Source organism: Actinoplanes sp. NPDC023801 (assembly GCF_040639655.1).
Taxonomy (GTDB): domain Bacteria; phylum Actinomycetota; class Actinomycetes; order Mycobacteriales; family Micromonosporaceae; genus Actinoplanes.
Window position 1 is genome coordinate 1 of sequence record NZ_JBFAAI010000013.1, and the last position, 15472, is coordinate 15472.

The 15472-nt window shown below is 70.6% G+C and carries 12 protein-coding genes; all 12 read left to right on the forward strand.

Annotated features, from left to right (window positions below; translation table 11 throughout):
* The first annotated feature begins 722 nt into the window (after positions 1–722).
* The 12 genes from mraZ to AB0G04_RS22890 all read left to right on the forward strand — a co-directional run bounded on the left by mraZ (position 723) and on the right by AB0G04_RS22890 (position 15341).
* On the forward strand, positions 723–1154 hold the full coding sequence (gene mraZ / locus AB0G04_RS22835; RefSeq protein WP_106316969.1) for a division/cell wall cluster transcriptional repressor MraZ: 432 nt from the start codon (positions 723–725) through the stop codon (positions 1152–1154).
* Between the two features lie 229 nt (positions 1155–1383).
* The gene (rsmH, locus tag AB0G04_RS22840; protein WP_360986047.1) at positions 1384–2475 is read left to right on the forward strand and encodes a 16S rRNA (cytosine(1402)-N(4))-methyltransferase RsmH; all 1092 of its coding nucleotides are present in this window, start codon (positions 1384–1386) and stop codon (positions 2473–2475) included.
* A 143-nt stretch (positions 2476–2618) separates the two neighbouring features.
* A complete protein-coding gene (locus tag AB0G04_RS22845; RefSeq protein ID WP_360986050.1) occupies positions 2619–3116 on the forward strand; it encodes a hypothetical protein in 498 nt (165 codons plus the stop codon).
* Positions 3117–3123: 7 nt separating this feature from the next.
* On the forward strand, positions 3124–5463 hold the full coding sequence (locus AB0G04_RS22850) for a penicillin-binding transpeptidase domain-containing protein (protein WP_360986053.1): 2340 nt from the start codon (positions 3124–3126) through the stop codon (positions 5461–5463).
* Positions 5464–5558: 95 nt separating this feature from the next.
* A complete protein-coding gene (locus AB0G04_RS22855) occupies positions 5559–7025 on the forward strand; it encodes a UDP-N-acetylmuramoyl-L-alanyl-D-glutamate--2,6-diaminopimelate ligase (RefSeq protein WP_360986623.1) in 1467 nt (488 codons plus the stop codon).
* Positions 7022–8461: a UDP-N-acetylmuramoyl-tripeptide--D-alanyl-D-alanine ligase gene (murF, locus tag AB0G04_RS22860; protein WP_360986056.1), complete on the forward strand. Its 1440-nt coding sequence runs from the start codon at positions 7022–7024 to the stop codon at positions 8459–8461. The genes AB0G04_RS22855 and murF overlap by 4 nt, the downstream gene beginning before the upstream one ends.
* Positions 8458–9576, forward strand: coding sequence for a phospho-N-acetylmuramoyl-pentapeptide-transferase (gene mraY, locus AB0G04_RS22865; protein ID WP_360986059.1), 1119 nt, complete (start codon positions 8458–8460; stop codon positions 9574–9576). Before murF ends, mraY begins: the two co-directional genes overlap by 4 nt.
* A 119-nt stretch (positions 9577–9695) precedes the next feature.
* Positions 9696–10472: a hypothetical protein gene (locus AB0G04_RS22870; RefSeq protein WP_360986062.1), complete on the forward strand. Its 777-nt coding sequence runs from the start codon at positions 9696–9698 to the stop codon at positions 10470–10472.
* Between the two features lie 96 nt (positions 10473–10568).
* A complete protein-coding gene (locus AB0G04_RS22875; RefSeq protein WP_360986065.1) occupies positions 10569–12002 on the forward strand; it encodes a putative peptidoglycan glycosyltransferase FtsW in 1434 nt (477 codons plus the stop codon).
* A complete protein-coding gene (murG, locus tag AB0G04_RS22880; RefSeq protein ID WP_360986068.1) occupies positions 12002–13105 on the forward strand; it encodes an undecaprenyldiphospho-muramoylpentapeptide beta-N-acetylglucosaminyltransferase in 1104 nt (367 codons plus the stop codon). Before AB0G04_RS22875 ends, murG begins: the two co-directional genes overlap by 1 nt.
* 26 nt (positions 13106–13131) lie before the next feature.
* Positions 13132–14568, forward strand: a complete 1437-nt coding sequence (gene murC, locus AB0G04_RS22885; RefSeq protein WP_360986071.1) for a UDP-N-acetylmuramate--L-alanine ligase — start codon at positions 13132–13134, stop codon at positions 14566–14568.
* Positions 14569–14573: 5 nt separating this feature from the next.
* Entirely contained in the window at positions 14574–15341 is a 768-nt protein-coding gene (locus AB0G04_RS22890) for an FtsQ-type POTRA domain-containing protein (protein WP_360986074.1), read from the forward strand.
* Positions 15342–15472: the final 131 nt, after the last annotated feature.

Sequence of the window (15472 nt, forward strand, 5' to 3'; positions counted from 1 at the left end):
TTTTTCTACCCCAACCCCCGCGCCGCCGGTGGGCGTTGCCCCGGACGTGGTTCCGCCCCCCGGGGCGTCTCCGTTTCCGGCCGTGCTCCACCGCTGTTTCGGTGGGCCTGAGGCAGCGGTGTGTGCCGGCCGGGGTTGGGTGAGTTGGGCGGCAGGAGGAGTCGCCGGATGCCAGGGACGGCGCGGGGAGTGGGGTCTCAAGCGGCGGACGGGAGGTGGGTGGTCGCCGGGCGGTAGGTGCCGTGGGGGAGTCGGCGGGGTGGGGGAGCTGGGGGTGCCCCGGGGACCAATGGGGGCTGAGCGATGTGGAGGCCGGCGACCGGGCGATGTGGATCCGCGGCGACGGAACGAAGTGGATCGGGGTGGTTCGCGCATCGCCACTTTCCTCCACGGAAGCCTCCACTTCCCTCCACGGGGGGCTCAACCGGAGCGCCGGCGGCCATTTCGACGGGGTTTTTTCGACCCGAACGCCTCCATGTCGGAAACCGGACCTTGTTGATCATGGTCACCACCCCCACTTCGCTCCACCGCCTGTGAACTGGGATTACGTCCGGGAAGACGGCCCGCGAGCGTTCGCTTTTGGGTTGCAGGTGGAGGGAAGTGGAGTAGAGTGGAGCTCAGTGGCAGGGCGGAGGAATGACGCCGGACCTGCCGGCCCGAGTTGACAGGCGGTCCACTCCCTCCGCGAAGGAGCGGGCGCCACGGCAAAGGGGTGGGGGCCGATGTTTCTCGGCACGCACACTCCGCGCCTGGACGAAAAGGGCCGGCTGATCCTCCCGGCGAAGTTCCGTGATGAGCTGGCGGGAGGTGTCGTGATCACCAAGGGGCAGGAGCGCTGTCTGTATGTGTTCCCGATGCCGGAATTCCAGCGCATCGCCGGTCAGCTGCGCGAGGCACCGGTTACGAACAAGGCGGCCCGGGCGTACGGCCGGGTGTTCTTCGCCAGTGCGCACGACGAGGTTCCCGACAAGCAGGGCCGGGTAACGATTCCTGCCCATTTGCGGGAGTATGCCAGCCTTGGTCGTGATCTTGTGGTGATCGGCGCCAGCACCCGGGTCGAGATCTGGGACAAGCAGGCGTGGGACGACTACCTCTCGGCGAGCGAGCAGGAATTCGCCGACATCGAGGAGGGGGTGCTGCCCGGCGGGCTGTAGGGCGTGGCACTCGTTGGCCGCTGAGTCGGCCCGGACGACGTCACTACCGCCGTACTGCGAGATCTCCAGCCGCTCCCGCTCCTGGCGCCTCTTCCCCGGCGCCAGGCGCGTGTCCAGGGCCGGTTCGCCGGCTCGGGACATGAGAGCGGATGGGGATCTGGCGGTACGGATGGACGACCGGGCCGGACAGCGCAGGTAACAAACGAGTGGGACGCGAGCTGTTGAGGCAATGGGGGTCGACATGGGGGAGCCGCGGGGCACGCATGTGCCGGTGCTGCTGGAACGCTGCCTCGAACTGCTGGCTCCCGGCCTCGAGTTGCCGGGCGCCGTGCATGTCGACTTCACGCTCGGCTTGGGGGGCCACGCCGAAGCGGTTCTCGAGCGATTCCCGGACGTCGTCCTGGTCGGACTCGACCGGGACACCGAGGCGCTCGCACACGCACGGCACCGGCTGATCCGTTTCGGCGATCGGGCGCACCTGGTCCACGCCGTCTATGACGAGCTGCCGCGGGTTCTCGAGGAGTTGGGGATTCCGGCGATCCACAGTGGGTTGTTCGATCTCGGGGTCTCCTCGTTGCAGCTGGACGAGGCGGATCGCGGATTCGCGTACGCCCAGGACGCCCCGTTGGACATGCGGATGGACCAGTCCCGCGGCGTGACCGCCGAGGAAGTCGTGAACGGCTACGAGCCGGGTGATCTTGTTCGCGTTTTGCGGCAGTACGGCGAGGAGAAGTTCGCCCCGCGGATTGTCTCGTCGATCGTGCGGGAGCGGGCGAAGGCGCGGATCACCTCGACCGCACGGCTGGCCGAGCTGGTGAAGGACGCCATCCCGGCCGCCGCGCGGCGAACGGGTGGAAATCCCGCAAAACGGACGTTTCAGGCACTACGCATTGAGGTGAACGGCGAGCTGGAGGCGCTCGAAGGAGCGGTTCCGGCTGCTTTGGACGCGCTGGCGCCCAAGGGGCGTCTTGTGGTGATGAGTTATCAATCGTTGGAGGACAGGATCGTCAAGCGCGAACTCACCGCGAGGTCGCGTAGTACCGGGCCGGTCGACCTGCCGGTCGAACTGCCCGGGACCGGTCCCAGCCTGAGGCTCCTGACCCGTGGGTCCGAGCCGCCCATCGAGGCGGAGGTGGCGGCGAACCCGAGGGCGGCCTCGGTGAAGCTGCGGGCGGTGGAACGGATCGACGAGCAGGAGCAGGTCACGAAGTTGGAGAAGGCGTTCGGAGCCGACCGCGAACGGCCCCGAATGTCTACAACGCGCGGGGGACGAGGGCGGATACGCCCCGGGGCGAATGTAGAGGGGGAGGGACGAGCATGAGCGAGCGATCCGAGGCGCCGCGGTCGGGGGGCCGGCCGGCGCAGCCGCGCAACACGCGCCGGGTGAGCCGCGATGCCGAGACCACGGGTGCCGGCGTTCGGGGGACACGCCGTCCCGAGCGGGGCGACACGCGCCGGTCAGGGATGCGGAGCCAGAAGGCAACGGACGCGTCCGCACCGGTCGACGGTGCCACCGCGCTGTCCATCGAGGTGAGTGGCGACACGCCGCCGCAGAGCCGTCCGCGGCTCTGGGTGGCGCCGCCGCTTCCGGTCCGCGCGCCGCGGGCCACCTTCGCCGCAGCGATCATCGCCGTGGTGCTGGTCGGCGTGGTCGGCATCCTGCTGATCAACACCAAGACCATGGAGCAGTCCTTCCGGCTCGACGCGCTGCGCAAGGAGAAGACCACCCTCGACAAGCGTCAGCAGGAACTGGACCGGCAGATCTACGAGCTCTCCGGCCCGGGCAACCTGCACGCGGCCGCGCGCCGGCTCGGCCTGGTCCAAGCCGACGAGCCCGCGGTGATCTGGCTGCCCAACGGCGACATCGTTCGTCCGCCGGCGCCGGGCCGCGGCCCGACCGCGCCGACCACCGATGACGGGCTGCGCGAGACGGGTACACCGTCCGCCGTGGCCGAGCGGTAGGGCAGCGATGTCGCCGCGAGCCGACGACGAGGAACCGCGCCGGGGGACACCACCCCGGCGCGGTTCGTCACGTGACCTGCCCGGTGAGGAATCCGCCGACGACCCACGTGAGGGCCGGCGTGGCCGTTCCAGCATCGGGGACGCGCGCGCCTACACCCCGCGCGGCCGTACCGTGGCCGAGCGGGGCCGGTTGCCGCGCGGTGCGGGCCGTAACGCCGACCCGTTCCGGCCGGCGCTGCAGGTGCTCGACGGCGGTGAGAGCGGCCAGCGTTCCCGGACCCGTGGCCGCAATGCCGAGCCGCCCGCCCAGCGTGACCAGGAGAAGCCCCGCGAGCAGCCCAAGACCCGCGAGCAGCCCAAACCGCGTGAGCAGGCCAAGGCCCGCGAGCAGGCCAAACTGCGCGAGCAGGCCAAGACCCGCGAGCAGGCCAAGCCGCGGGAGCAGAGCCGTGTCCGTGAGCCGGAGCGCCGTGACCGGGCCACCGCGGACCGGGCGCGCGCCGCTGACCGGGCGAGGGCTGACCGTACCCGTACCAGAGAAAAAGAAGGACCACGACGGACCTCGGCCCGCCGGCCGGTCCCGAGCGAACCGCCGAAGCTCGCGAACAGCACCCGGCGGCTGCGGCTCGGCACCGTCCTCGCGCTCTCGCTCTTCATCACCATCGGCGTCCGGCTGGTGGTGCTGCAGGTGGCCACCTCCCCGGAGGAGGCCGCGAGCCTGCTGGAGCTGCGGCAGGACCGGCTGAGCAGTGTGAAGCTCCCCGCTCCGCGCGGCAGCATCCTGGACCGCAACGGCAACGTGCTGGCGCACAGCGTCGAGGCGCGCTACGTCTACGCCGACCCGGAGAACACCGACCTGCAGAAGGACCTGCCCGGTACGGCCGAGAAGCTGGCACGGCTGCTCGGCGTCTCGAGGTCCGAGCTGTACGCGAGCATGCAGCGCAAGCAGCTGGTCGGCGGCAAGTGGTCGAGGTTCCGTTACCTGACCCGGGGCGTGGACATCACGGTCGCCGACCAGGTCGACGCGCTGCGCCTGCCCGGCATCTACACCGCGACCGACGCGCGCCGTCACGTGCAGGGCGACCTCGCGTCGAACCTGATCGGCTTCACCGGTGTCGAGGGCCGCGGCCTCGAAGGGCTGGAGGCCCGGTACGACGACCTGCTGCACGGCCGGGACGGCAACCGGGTGTTCGAGCGGGGCGCCGGCAACCTGAACGCGCCGATCCCGGGCGGGTTCCAGCAGGACACCCCGGCCCGGCCGGGCAACTCGTTGCAGCTCACCATCGACCAGGACCTGCAGTTCCAGGTGCAGCGGGTGCTTGACGCGGCCGGCAAGAAGAAGAACGCGACGGTCGGCGGCGCGGTGGTGCTCGACGCCCGGACCGGCGAGGTGCTGGCCCAGGCCAGTTATCCGTCGTACAACGCGGCCGACCCGGACGCGGTAGCCGCCGAGAAGCGGATCGACATGCCGAGCAGCGTGGTCACCGATCCCGGTTCGAGTCACAAGGCGTTCATCTTCGGTGCGGCCCTGCAGGAGGGTCTCATCAAGCCGGACGAGCTGCTCGAGATCGGTCCGGCGATCCGCAAGGGCGACACCCTCTTCGAGGACACGCACAAGGAGAAGAAGGGCACCCGGATGACGATGCCGGGACTGCTCGCGCACTCGTCGAACGTCGGCACGATCCTGATCGCCGACCGTCTCGGCAAGGAGAAGGTCTACGAGTACCAGCAGAAGTTCGGGCTGGGGAAGGCGACCGGTGAGGGTGCGCCCGCCGAGGCCGAGGGCGCGCTGCTGGCGCCACAGGACTGGAGCGGCTCCTCGTACGGCTCGGTGCCGATCGGGCACAGCGTCTCGGCCACGCTGATCCAGATGGCGGCCGGATACGGCGCGATCGCGAACGACGGCGTCTACATCCAGCCGCATCTGATCAAGGCCACCATCTCCGGTGAGGACGGCAAGGTCACCCCGGCTCCGGCGCCGTCGACGCACCGGGTGCTCGACGCCGACGTGTCGCAGCAGCTGCGCTACATGATGGAAGCGGTGGTCGCGACCGACAGCGGTACCGGACGGGCCGCGCGGGTCACCGGTTACCGGGTGGCGGGCAAGACCGGCACCGGCAAGCTGCTCATCGACGGGCAGTACACCAGCCACAACGCCAGCTCGTTCATCGGCATGGCCCCGGCCGACAACCCGCGGTACGTGATCGCGGTGTCGATGGACGTCAGCAGCGGCGGCGGCGGTGACGTGGCGGCACCGGCGTTCAGCGACATGATGTCCTACGTCCTCGTTCATAACCATGTGCCACCGTCCGGTAGCAAGCCGCCAACCTTCACGATCAAGGAATGACGCGGGCCGCATGGCGTTGACAGCGAGCCCTCAGGGACGGGGTAGGGTCTGACGCCGTGTCCGGCATTCCACGTCCCGAGACCGTCGCGCCGTGCCTGTTGAGGCGGCTCGCGGAGCTGCTACCGGCAGCTTTGACCGGCGGTGACGTCCCGGTCACTGGTGTCACGCACAGTAGCCGGGAGGTGCGTCCTGGTGATCTGTACGCGGCCTTGCCCGGCGCGAACCGGCACGGCGCGGAGTTCGTCGCCGACGCCGCCCGCTCCGGCGCGGTGGCCGTGCTGACCGATCCCGCCGGTTCCGCCGCGGCTGTCGCGGCGGGCCTGCCGGTGCTGGTGGCCGCCGATCCCCGGGCGGTGCTCGGCGCGGCGGCGTCGGCGATCTACGGCGAGCCGTCGCGGCGCCTGGAGATGATCGGCATCACCGGCACGGCCGGAAAGACCTCCACCGCGTACCTGGTCGAGGCCGGTCTGCGGGCTGCCGGGCGGGTCACCGGCCTGGTCGGCACGGTGGAGACGCGGCTCGGCGACCTGGTGGTCAAGAGCGTGCGGACCACCCCGGAGGCCACCGACCTGCAGGCGATCCTCGCCACCGGCGTCGAGCGCGGTGTCGAGGCGGTGGTCATGGAGGTGTCCAGCCACGCGCTGGTGATGGGCCGGGCCGACGGCATCCGGTTCGCGGCCGGCGGCTACACCAACTTCGGTCAGGACCACCTGGACTTCCACCCCACCTCGAAGGACTACTTCGAGGCCAAGGCCCGCCTCTTCGACGGCCGCTCGGCCGCCGAGGTGATCAATTTCGACGACCCGGCGCTGCGTCCGCTGCTCAAACCGTCGACCGTCACGTACTCGGCGGCCGGCGACCCGGCGGCCACCTGGTGGGCCACCGATGTCCGGCCGTCCGCATTCGGTCAGCGGTTCACCGCCCACGGCCCGGACGGCGTGACGGTGGAGACCGGAGTGGCCTTGCCCGGCCTGCACAACGTCGCCAACGCGCTTCTCGCTCTGGCGCTGCTGGTCGCGGCCGGCGTGGACGCCCGGCTCGCCGGGGACGGCATCGCCGCCTGCCGGGGTGTGCCCGGCCGGCTCGAGCTGGTGCCGTCGCCCGGGGACGTGCTGGGCGTGGTCGACTACGCCCACAAGCCCAACGCGATCGTGGCGGCGCTCGCGGCGCTGCGCGGTCTCGCCATCACCCGGGGCGGCCGGCTGATCTGCGTGATCGGCGCCGGTGGCGACCGGGACCAGGGCAAACGACCGTTGATGGGTGAGGCCGCGGCGCAGGGCGCCGACCTGGTGATCATCACCGATGACAATCCCAGGACCGAGGACCCCTCTGTCGTACGGTCGGCGGTGCGCCGTGGTGCCGAGGAGGCGCCCTCGGCCGCCAAGGTCATCGAAGTGGCCGGCCGTGGTGCCGCCATCGCCGAGGCCGTCCGCCTGGCCACGGCCGGTGACGTGATCGCCGTGCTCGGCAAGGGCAACGAACAGGGGCAGGAGGTGAACGGCGAAGTGCTGCCGTTCGACGACCGCATCGAGCTCGCCGCCGCTCTGGAGGCCCGCGCATGATTCCGCTCTCCCTCGCCGAGATCGCCGCGATCACCGGTGGCCGGGTCGTCGACGACCCGGCCGTGACCGTGACCGGTGACGTCGAGTACGACTCCCGCAAGATCGGGCCGGGCGGCCTGTTCGTCGCCTTCGAGGGCGAGAAGGTCGACGGCCACGACTTCGCGGGCGTCGCCGCCGCCGCGGGCGCCGCGGCCGTACTGGGCTCGCGGGAGACCGGCGTGCCCGGGATCGTCGTCGACGACCCGCTGGCCGCTCTCGCCGCGCTGGCCCGGGCCGTGGTGTCCCGGCTCGACGGACTCACCGTGGTCGGGCTGACCGGCTCGTCCGGCAAGACCACCACGAAGGACTACATCGGGCAGCTGCTGTCCCGGCTCGGGCCCACGGTCGCGCTGCCCGGCTCGCTCAACAACGAGCTGGGTTTCCCGTACACCGTTCTGCGGGCCTCCGGACAGACCCGGTTCCTGGTGCTGGAGATGGGCGCCCGTGGCATCGGGCACATCAGGTACCTGACCGGCATCGCCCGCCCGTCGATCGGCGTCGTCCTGAACATCGGTACGGCGCACATCGGCGAGTTCGGGTCGAAGGAGGGCACCGCGCTGGCCAAGGGCGAGCTGGTCGAGGCGCTGCCGTCGTCCGGCGTCGCGGTGCTGAACGCGGACGATCCGCTGGTGGCCGCGATGGCCTCGCGTACATCGGCCTCGGTGGTCCTGGTCGGGTCGACCGGGTCGCTCACCGCCTCGGATGTCACGCTCGACGCGGCCGGACGTGCCTCTTACATCTTGTCCGACGGTTCGCGGACCGGCGCCGTCCAGCTAGCTGTGGCCGGGGAGCACCAGGTCGCGAACACGCTGGCGGCCGGCGCCGTGGCACTTGCCGCCGGGATGACCTTCGACGACCTGGTCGTCGCGCTCGGCGAGGTCGGCATCGCCTCCGAGCGCCGGATGGATGTGTTCGCCCGGCCCGACGGTGTCACGGTCATCGACGACTCGTACAACGCCAACCCGTCGTCCACCTCGGCCGCACTGCGCGCCCTGGCGGCGATGAGCGGAGGCAGACGCACCACCGCCGTTCTCGGTTTCATGGCCGAGCTCGGTGAGCACGAGGTGTCCGGTCACGCCGAGGTCGGGCGGCTCGCCGCCGAGCTCGGGGTGGACCGGCTGATCGCGGTGACCGGCGATGCGGGTCCGATTCTGGACGGCGCCGCCGGAGTGGCCGGCTGGCAGGGCACGGGGCTCCTCGCCGTCGACCAGGCCGCCGCGATCGAGATCTTGCGCCACGACCTGCGCGCCGACGATGTCGTGCTGGTCAAGGGTTCCCGGTACCGCACATGGGATGTCGCCGACTGGCTGCGTCCCGTGGCGAGGAGTGAGCGCAGCGAACCCCGGAGCCACGGGGAAGCCGGCTCGGTCCCGCTAGAGGAGGTTCAGCCCACGTGAGGGCAGTCATCGTCGCGGCCGCGGTCGCCTTTCTCATCTCGCTCTTCGGCACCCCACTCGCGATCCGGGTGTTCTCGGCGCTCAAGGCCGGTCAGCCGATCCGGACCATCGGCCCGCAGACCCACCTGGGCAAGCGGGGCACTCCCACGATGGGCGGCGTGGCGTTCATCCTCGCCACCCTCTTCGCCTACGCCGCCGGCCACCTGGCGCTGACCACCCTCCCGGAGCGGCAGATCGCCCAGGAGAAGCCGACCATGACCGCCCTGGTCCTGCTCGGTCTCTTCGTGTTCTGCGGCGCGGTCGGCTTCATGGACGACTTCCTCAAGGTGCGCAAACGCAACTCGGACGGTCTCAGCGCCAAGGGCAAGCTCCTCGGGCAGCTCGTGATCGGCACCGTGTTCGGTATCGCCGCGCTCTACTTCCCCAGCACCAACGGCCAGACGGTGGCCAGCGAGCAGATCTCCTTCATCCGGGACGTGAGCTGGCTGGACGTCGGCAAGGTCGGTTCGGTCATGGTGTTCGTCTTCGTGATCATGGCGATGTCGAACGGCGTGAACCTCACCGACGGTCTGGACGGCCTCGCCACCGGCGCGTCGATCCTGGTACTCGGTGCCTACTCGCTCATCGGTTTCTGGCAGTACCGGCACTGGTGCGGTGACGACGACTACGTCGGCGCGGCGGGCTCGGCCACCGCGGAGCACTGTTATCAGGTACGCGACCCCCTCGAGATCGCGATGATCGCGGCCGCCGCGGCCGCCGCCTGTGTCGGGTTCCTCTGGTGGAACACCAATCCGGCCCGGATCTTCATGGGCGACACGGGCGCGCTCGCGCTGGGCGGCCTGATCGGCGGTCTTGCCGTGGCCACCCGCACCACGCTGCTGTCGGTCATCATCGGCGGGCTCTTCGTCATCATCACGATGTCCGTGGTCATCCAGATCATCTCGTTCAAGACCACCGGCAAGCGGGTCTTCCGGATGTCACCGCTGCAGCACCACTTCGAGCTGGCCGGATGGAGCGAGGTCAACATCGTGGTGCGGTTCTGGATCATCGCGGGCATCTGTGCCGCGATCGGTCTGGGCCTGTTCTACAGCGAGCACCTGGCGGTCATGGGCTAGCACGCGAGGAGGGCCGGCCCGGTCAGAATGCCGGTCCTCATCCGGAAGAGATCAGATCATTCCTAGGCTCAACTGCGCCAACTACCGAGCGTTGTTGATTCCTGCGGAGGGTCATTTCGATGATCTCGAGATTCCTGCTCACGTCGGCCGGGGCCGTCGCGATGGCGCTGCCCGGTGCCACCGCGGCGGTCGCCGCCGGTCCGGTCGTGCCGTCGCGCCTCATGGACGACCCTGAGGTGATCAAGGTCTGCGTGATGGCGAAGAACGGCGTCATCCGCTGGATGCTGCCCACGACGACGGCCTGCCGTCCGGGCGAGGTCCTGCGCCAGTGGAACGCGTCGGGTCCCGCCGGGGACCGAGGGCCTGCTGGGCCGGCCGGGGAAAGAGGGCAGGCGGGGGAAAGAGGGCAGGCGGGGGAAAGAGGGCCCGCCGGGGAGAAAGGGCCTGCTGGGGACGTCGGCCCCGCCGGGCCCGCGGGCGCGACCGGTCCGACAGGCCCGGTCGGTCCGCCGGGAGTAACCGGTGCTACCGGAGCCACCGGTGCCACGGGTGCCACCGGGGCCACGGGTGCCACCGGGGCGACGGGTGCCACCGGGGCGACGGGTGCCCAAGGCCCGATCGGACCGGCAGGCCCAACAGGGCCGGCCGGCGCTGACGCCGTCTCCGGACTGACGGTGGTGAGCTGGCCGGTGTCCGGTGTCACCACGGCCTGGGTGTCCTGCCCGGTGGGCAGCATGGCGATTCACGGCTACTTCACGCCGGGAGCATCGGAGACCTCGGTAGTGACCTCCAGCAAGCAGGAGCCCGCCGATCCGAAGCAGTGGGTGTTCACCTTCAGCCCGGCACTGACCCAAACCGGGATCCGTACGGCAATCTGCGCCGTGATGCCGATCTGATGGGGAGCGCGTCCGCGTGGCGCAGGTGACAAAGCCCCGTGCGACACGCCATCGACGGTGTGCGTCCATGTGTGGACATCGGACGATGATGGGGGTATGGCGGACGACCGTTCTCACATGGCCCGCCCGTCACTGAGCCGGCAGCTCCTGCCCGCGGTGCACGGGCTGCTGGCCAGACCCCTGTCGTCGTACTACCTGCTGATCGCCAGCTGCAGTCTGCTGCTGCTGATCGGGCTCACCATGGTCTTCTCGGCCACCAGCGTGAAGGCGTACGCGAAGACCGGTAACGCCTTCACCGACATCAGCAGCCAGGTCGTCTACGCGCTGCTCGGCCTGGTCGCGTTCTGGATCTTCCAGCGGCTGCCGGCGGTGACCCTGCGGGCACTCAGCCGGGTGGTGCTCGGGTCGGCGATCGTCCTGTTGACGGCGCTGGCCGGCCTCCACGTGCTGGGCGCCGCGGGAGTGGTGCACGTCGGCACCGACGGTCCCGAGCTCGGCCCCGTCCACGCCAACCTGAACTGGCTCTATCTCGGGTCGTTCAGCATGCAGCCCGGCGAGCTGGCCAAACTGGGCATGGTGCTCTGGGGTGCCGACATGATCGCCCGCAAGGGCCCGGCCCTGGGCCACTGGCGTGAGCTGGCCATGCCGCTCTTCCCGGTGGTCGGGCTGCTCTTCATCCTGGTCGGCTACAACGACCTGGGCACGATGCTGGTGCTGCTGGCACTGATCGTCGGCCTGCTCTGGGCGGCCGGTGTGCGGCTGCGGGTCTTCGGTGCACTCGGTGTGCTGGGCCTGGCCGGTGTGGGCCTGCTGATCGCAGCCGCCTCCCGCGGCGCCGGTTCCGGTTCGGCCGAAGCGGACAACTACCGCTGGCGGCGGCTGACCGCCTTCCTGGAGCCGCTCGAGCAGTGCGACACCTCCAGCCCGGCCGGTGAGTACTGCTATCAGCTGATCCAGGGCCGCTCGGCGATCTTCGAGGGCGGCTGGTTCGGGGTCGGTCTCGGCGAGAGCGCCCTGAAGTGGGGCTGGGTGCCGGAGGCGGGCAACGACTTCATCTTCGCGATCGTCGCCGAGGAGCTCGGCGTGGTCGGCTGCACCGTGGTGCTGGCGCTGCTGTCGGTGCTGGCGTACACCGGCTTCCGGATCGCGCGCCGGGTGAGCGACCCGTTCCGGCGCCTCGCCGCGACCGCGATCACCACCTGGCTGGTCGCGCAAGCCGTGATCAACATGGGTGGGGTGGTCGGGCTGCTGCCCATCACCGGCCTGCCACTGCCGTTCATCTCCGCAGGTGGCAGTGCCCTTGTCGTGACGATGGCGGCGGTCGGCATCCTGGCGTCGTTCGCCCGCGCGGAGCCCGACGCGGCCCGGGCCCTGAACGCCCGTCCGACCCCTCGATGGGTACGGCTAGTCTGGGCCCCGCTGCCGCCGCTGCCCCCGCCGCGGCGGCCCGGAGAGCAACGTCCGGCTGCCCAGAAGAAGCCGGGCAACCGGGCGGTACCCGAGGGCGTGGGGGAGGGAAGGAGACGGTGATGGGTCCGCTGCGGTCGGTCGTGCTCGCCGGAGGAGGCACCGGCGGTCACATCTATCCGCTGCTCGCCTTCGCCGACGCTCTGCGGCGCCACTTCCCGGACATCCGGATCACCACCCTGGGCAGCCCCAAGGGCATGGAGAACGAGCTCATCCCCGCGGCCGGTTACGACCTGCGGGTCATCCCCGCGTTCCAGCTGCCCCGGACGCTCAACCTGGACCTGCTTCGCACGCCGGACCGGATGTACAAGTCCGCCCAGGCGGCCGGTGAGATCATCGACGAGGTGCAGGCCCAGGTGGTCGTCGGCTTCGGCGGGTACGTGTCGGTCCCGGCGTATCTGGCCGCGTGGCGCCGGGAGATGCCGATCGTGATCCACGAGGTCAACGTGCCGCCCGGTGTCGCGAACCGGATGGGCATGAAGTTCACCAAGCGGGTCGCCGTGGGGTTCCCGCACCAGCTGGAGCAGGCCGAGTCGCTGCGCAACGCCCGGCTCGTCGGCGTGCCGCTGCGCACCGGGATCACCGGGATGGACCGGCCAGCGTTGCGCCCGCAGGCGCTCTACCACTTCGGGTTGCGCCCGGACCTGCCGGTGCTGTTCGTCTCCGGCGGCTCGTCCGGCGCCCGCACGATCAACCTGGCGGTGGCCGCGGCGGCGAAGCGGCTGGCGCACGCCGGCATTCAGGTGCTGCACGTGCAGGGCGGGCGCAACGACCCGTTCGAGGTGCCGAGCGACCTGCCGGTTCCCTACGTCGTCGTGCCCTACCTGTCGGACATGCAGCTCGGCTACGCTGCCGCCGACCTGATGCTCTGCCGGGGCGGAGCGATCACGGTGGCCGAGACGACCGCGCTCGGCATGCCGGCGATCTACGTGCCGTACCCGTTCAGCAACCAGGAGCAGCGCCGCAACGCGCTGCCCGTGGTCGAGTCCGGGGGCGGCATGCTTGTCGACAACAGTGAACTGACCCCGGACTGGATCGAGAGCAACATCATCCCGCTGGCGCGGGACCGGCAGCGGCTCGCCGCGATGGGTGAGGCCGCCGCACGGTACGGACGTCGTGACGGCGACGAGCAACTGCTGCGCTTCGTTCTCGAAGCGGTGAGCTGAGTGAGCTTTATCGAGGGAGTGGAACTGTGAACACGGCGGAGCTGACGCCGGCCGGTGAGATGACCGCCGAGGATTTGGGCAGTGTGCACCTGATCGGGATCGGCGGGGTCGGCATGGCCGGCCTGGCCCGGCTCCTGCTCACCCGCGGTGTGCCGGTCTCCGGGAGCGAGCTGCGCGAGTGGCCCGCGCTGACCGCCCTGCGTGCGCTCGGCGGCACGATCCACATGGCCCACGAGCCGTCCAACCTCGACGGGGTGGACACGGTGGTCTACTCGACCGCCATCCCGAAGGATCATGTGGAGATGGTCGAGGCCCGCCGGCGCGGGCTGCGCGTGCTGCACCGCTCCGAGGCACTGGCCGCGGCCATGACCGACCGGCAGACCATCGCGGTGGCCGGCACCCATGGCAAGACCACCACCACTTCGATCATGACGGTGATCCTGCAGCACGCCGGGCAGGACCCGTCCTTCGTGATCGGCGGTGAGATGTCCGCCGCCGGGTCCAACGGTCACCACGGCACCGGCCCGCACTTCGTGGCCGAGGCCGACGAGCACGACCGGACGTTCCTGATCTACCGCCCGCACGTCGCGATCATCACCAACATCGAGGGCGATCACCTCAACAACTGGGGCGACCTGGAGACGCTGAAGGCCGGGTTCCTCGAGTTCGGCGGCCTGGCCGACGGGTTCGTGGTGACCTGCGCGGACGGCCCGGGCACCGACGAGCTCATCGCGGGCCTCAAGGCCCAGGGCAAGACCGTCTACACGTACGGCGAGTCGGCCGGCTCCGATCTGCGGATCTTCGACATCACCTCCTCGACCAGCGGCGTGCGTTACCGGGCGGAGCTGCACGGGAAGCCGCTCGGCGAGTTCAAGCTGGCCCTGCCCGGCACCCACATGGGCCTGAACAGCGCGGCCACCGTCCTGACCGCCCTGAAACTGGGCATCGAGCTCACCAAGGTGACCGAGGCACTGGAGTCCTTCCCCGGTGTCCGGCGCCGCTTCGAGCGCAAGGGCATCGCCGCCGGCGTGCGGGTGTACGACGAGTACGCGTACCACCCGACCTCGGTCAAGGCGGCGCTGCGCACGCTGCGCGAGGTGGCCGGGGACGGGCGGCTGCTGGTGGTCTTCCAGCCGTACCGGGTGTACCGCACCCGGGACCTGGAGGCCGACCTCGCCGACGGCCTGGCGGTCGCCGACGAGGTGATCTGCATGGAGGTCTTCGGTCCGGGGGAGACCCGTGGGCCGGGCGAGGGCGGCCGGGCGCTGACCGCGGCGATCGACCTGCCGGCCGGGCGCAAGGTGTTCGTGCCGGACTGGGAGGACGTGCCGGCCGAGGTGGTCCGGCGCAGCCGTCCCGGCGACGTGGTGGTGACGATGGGCGCGCCGCCGATCTCGCTGATGGGGGACGAGCTGCTCGCCGCGCTGGCGGAGGCCGACCACCAGCCGGACCTGGCGGGCTGAGTCCGGTGGCCGGCGGGGGCACACGTAACTGGCGGCTGGTCCGGGCCGACACGGACGCCGTGCCGCCGTCGGCCCGGCGGTTCATGGCGCGTGCCCGGCAGCGGCGTTTGCGTGCCGCCATGCCCTGGCTGATCGGTGCCGGTGTGCTGCTGGTCGTAGGCGGGCTGGCCTGGCTGGTCTACGGCACCTCGGTGCTCGGGGTCCGGGATGTGCGGGTGGTCGGCGCCGTGACGCTCACCGCCGACGAGATCCGGGGCGCCGCGGCCGTCGAGCCGCTCCGCCCTCTCGCCCGGGTGGATCTGGACGCGGTCGGGTCCCGGGTTCGCGGGCTGCCCGCGGTGGATCGGGTGCTGGTCCGGCGCAGCTGGCCGTCGGCCGTGGTGGTCGAGGTGGTGGAGCGCACGGCGGTGGCCGCCGTGCCGGCGCAGGACCGGTTCCTGCTGATCGACGACGAGGGTGTGCCGTTCCGCGCGGTGGCCGCTCCGCCGGAGGGGCTGCCGCTGGCCCGGCTGGCCACACCGGGCGCCGGGGACGGGAACACCGCATCGGCGCTGACCGTGCTGGCCGCGCTCAGTGAGGAGCTGCGCGAGCAGCTGGTGGCCATCTCGGTGCCGTCACCCGTGCAGATCCGTCTGGAGCTGCGCAAGGGGCGGGTGGTCATCTGGGGTGACGACACCAAGAGCGAACGCAAGAGCACCGTCGCGACCGTACTGCTGAAGCAGAAGGGCGACGAGATCGACGTGAGCGCCGTGAAAGTGGTGACCATTCGCTGACGCAGCGGTTAATCGGACAAAGCGTGATGAACGCAATAAAAGGTCCAAGGTTACGGGTGAGTCGGATACTCACCTCCTAAGCGCACGCGACACGCCGCCCCGGGTCTTTGGTTGCGGCGGCATGTCCGCAT

Bases quoted from the DNA above. Each gene is read 5' to 3' on its own strand.
- mraZ (WP_106316969.1), top strand. From the start codon at position 723: ATGTTTCTCGGCACGCACACTCCGCGCCTGGACGAAAAGGGCCGGCTG.
- rsmH (WP_360986047.1), top strand. From the start codon at position 1,384: ATGGGGGTCGACATGGGGGAGCCGCGGGGCACGCATGTGCCGGTGCTG.
- AB0G04_RS22845 (WP_360986050.1), top strand. From the start codon at position 2,619: ATGCGGAGCCAGAAGGCAACGGACGCGTCCGCACCGGTCGACGGTGCC.
- AB0G04_RS22850 (WP_360986053.1), top strand. From the start codon at position 3,124: ATGTCGCCGCGAGCCGACGACGAGGAACCGCGCCGGGGGACACCACCC.
- murF (WP_360986056.1), top strand. From the start codon at position 7,022: ATGATTCCGCTCTCCCTCGCCGAGATCGCCGCGATCACCGGTGGCCGG.
- AB0G04_RS22870 (WP_360986062.1), top strand. From the start codon at position 9,696: ATGATCTCGAGATTCCTGCTCACGTCGGCCGGGGCCGTCGCGATGGCG.
- AB0G04_RS22875 (WP_360986065.1), top strand. From the start codon at position 10,569: ATGGCGGACGACCGTTCTCACATGGCCCGCCCGTCACTGAGCCGGCAG.
- murG (WP_360986068.1), top strand. From the start codon at position 12,002: ATGGGTCCGCTGCGGTCGGTCGTGCTCGCCGGAGGAGGCACCGGCGGT.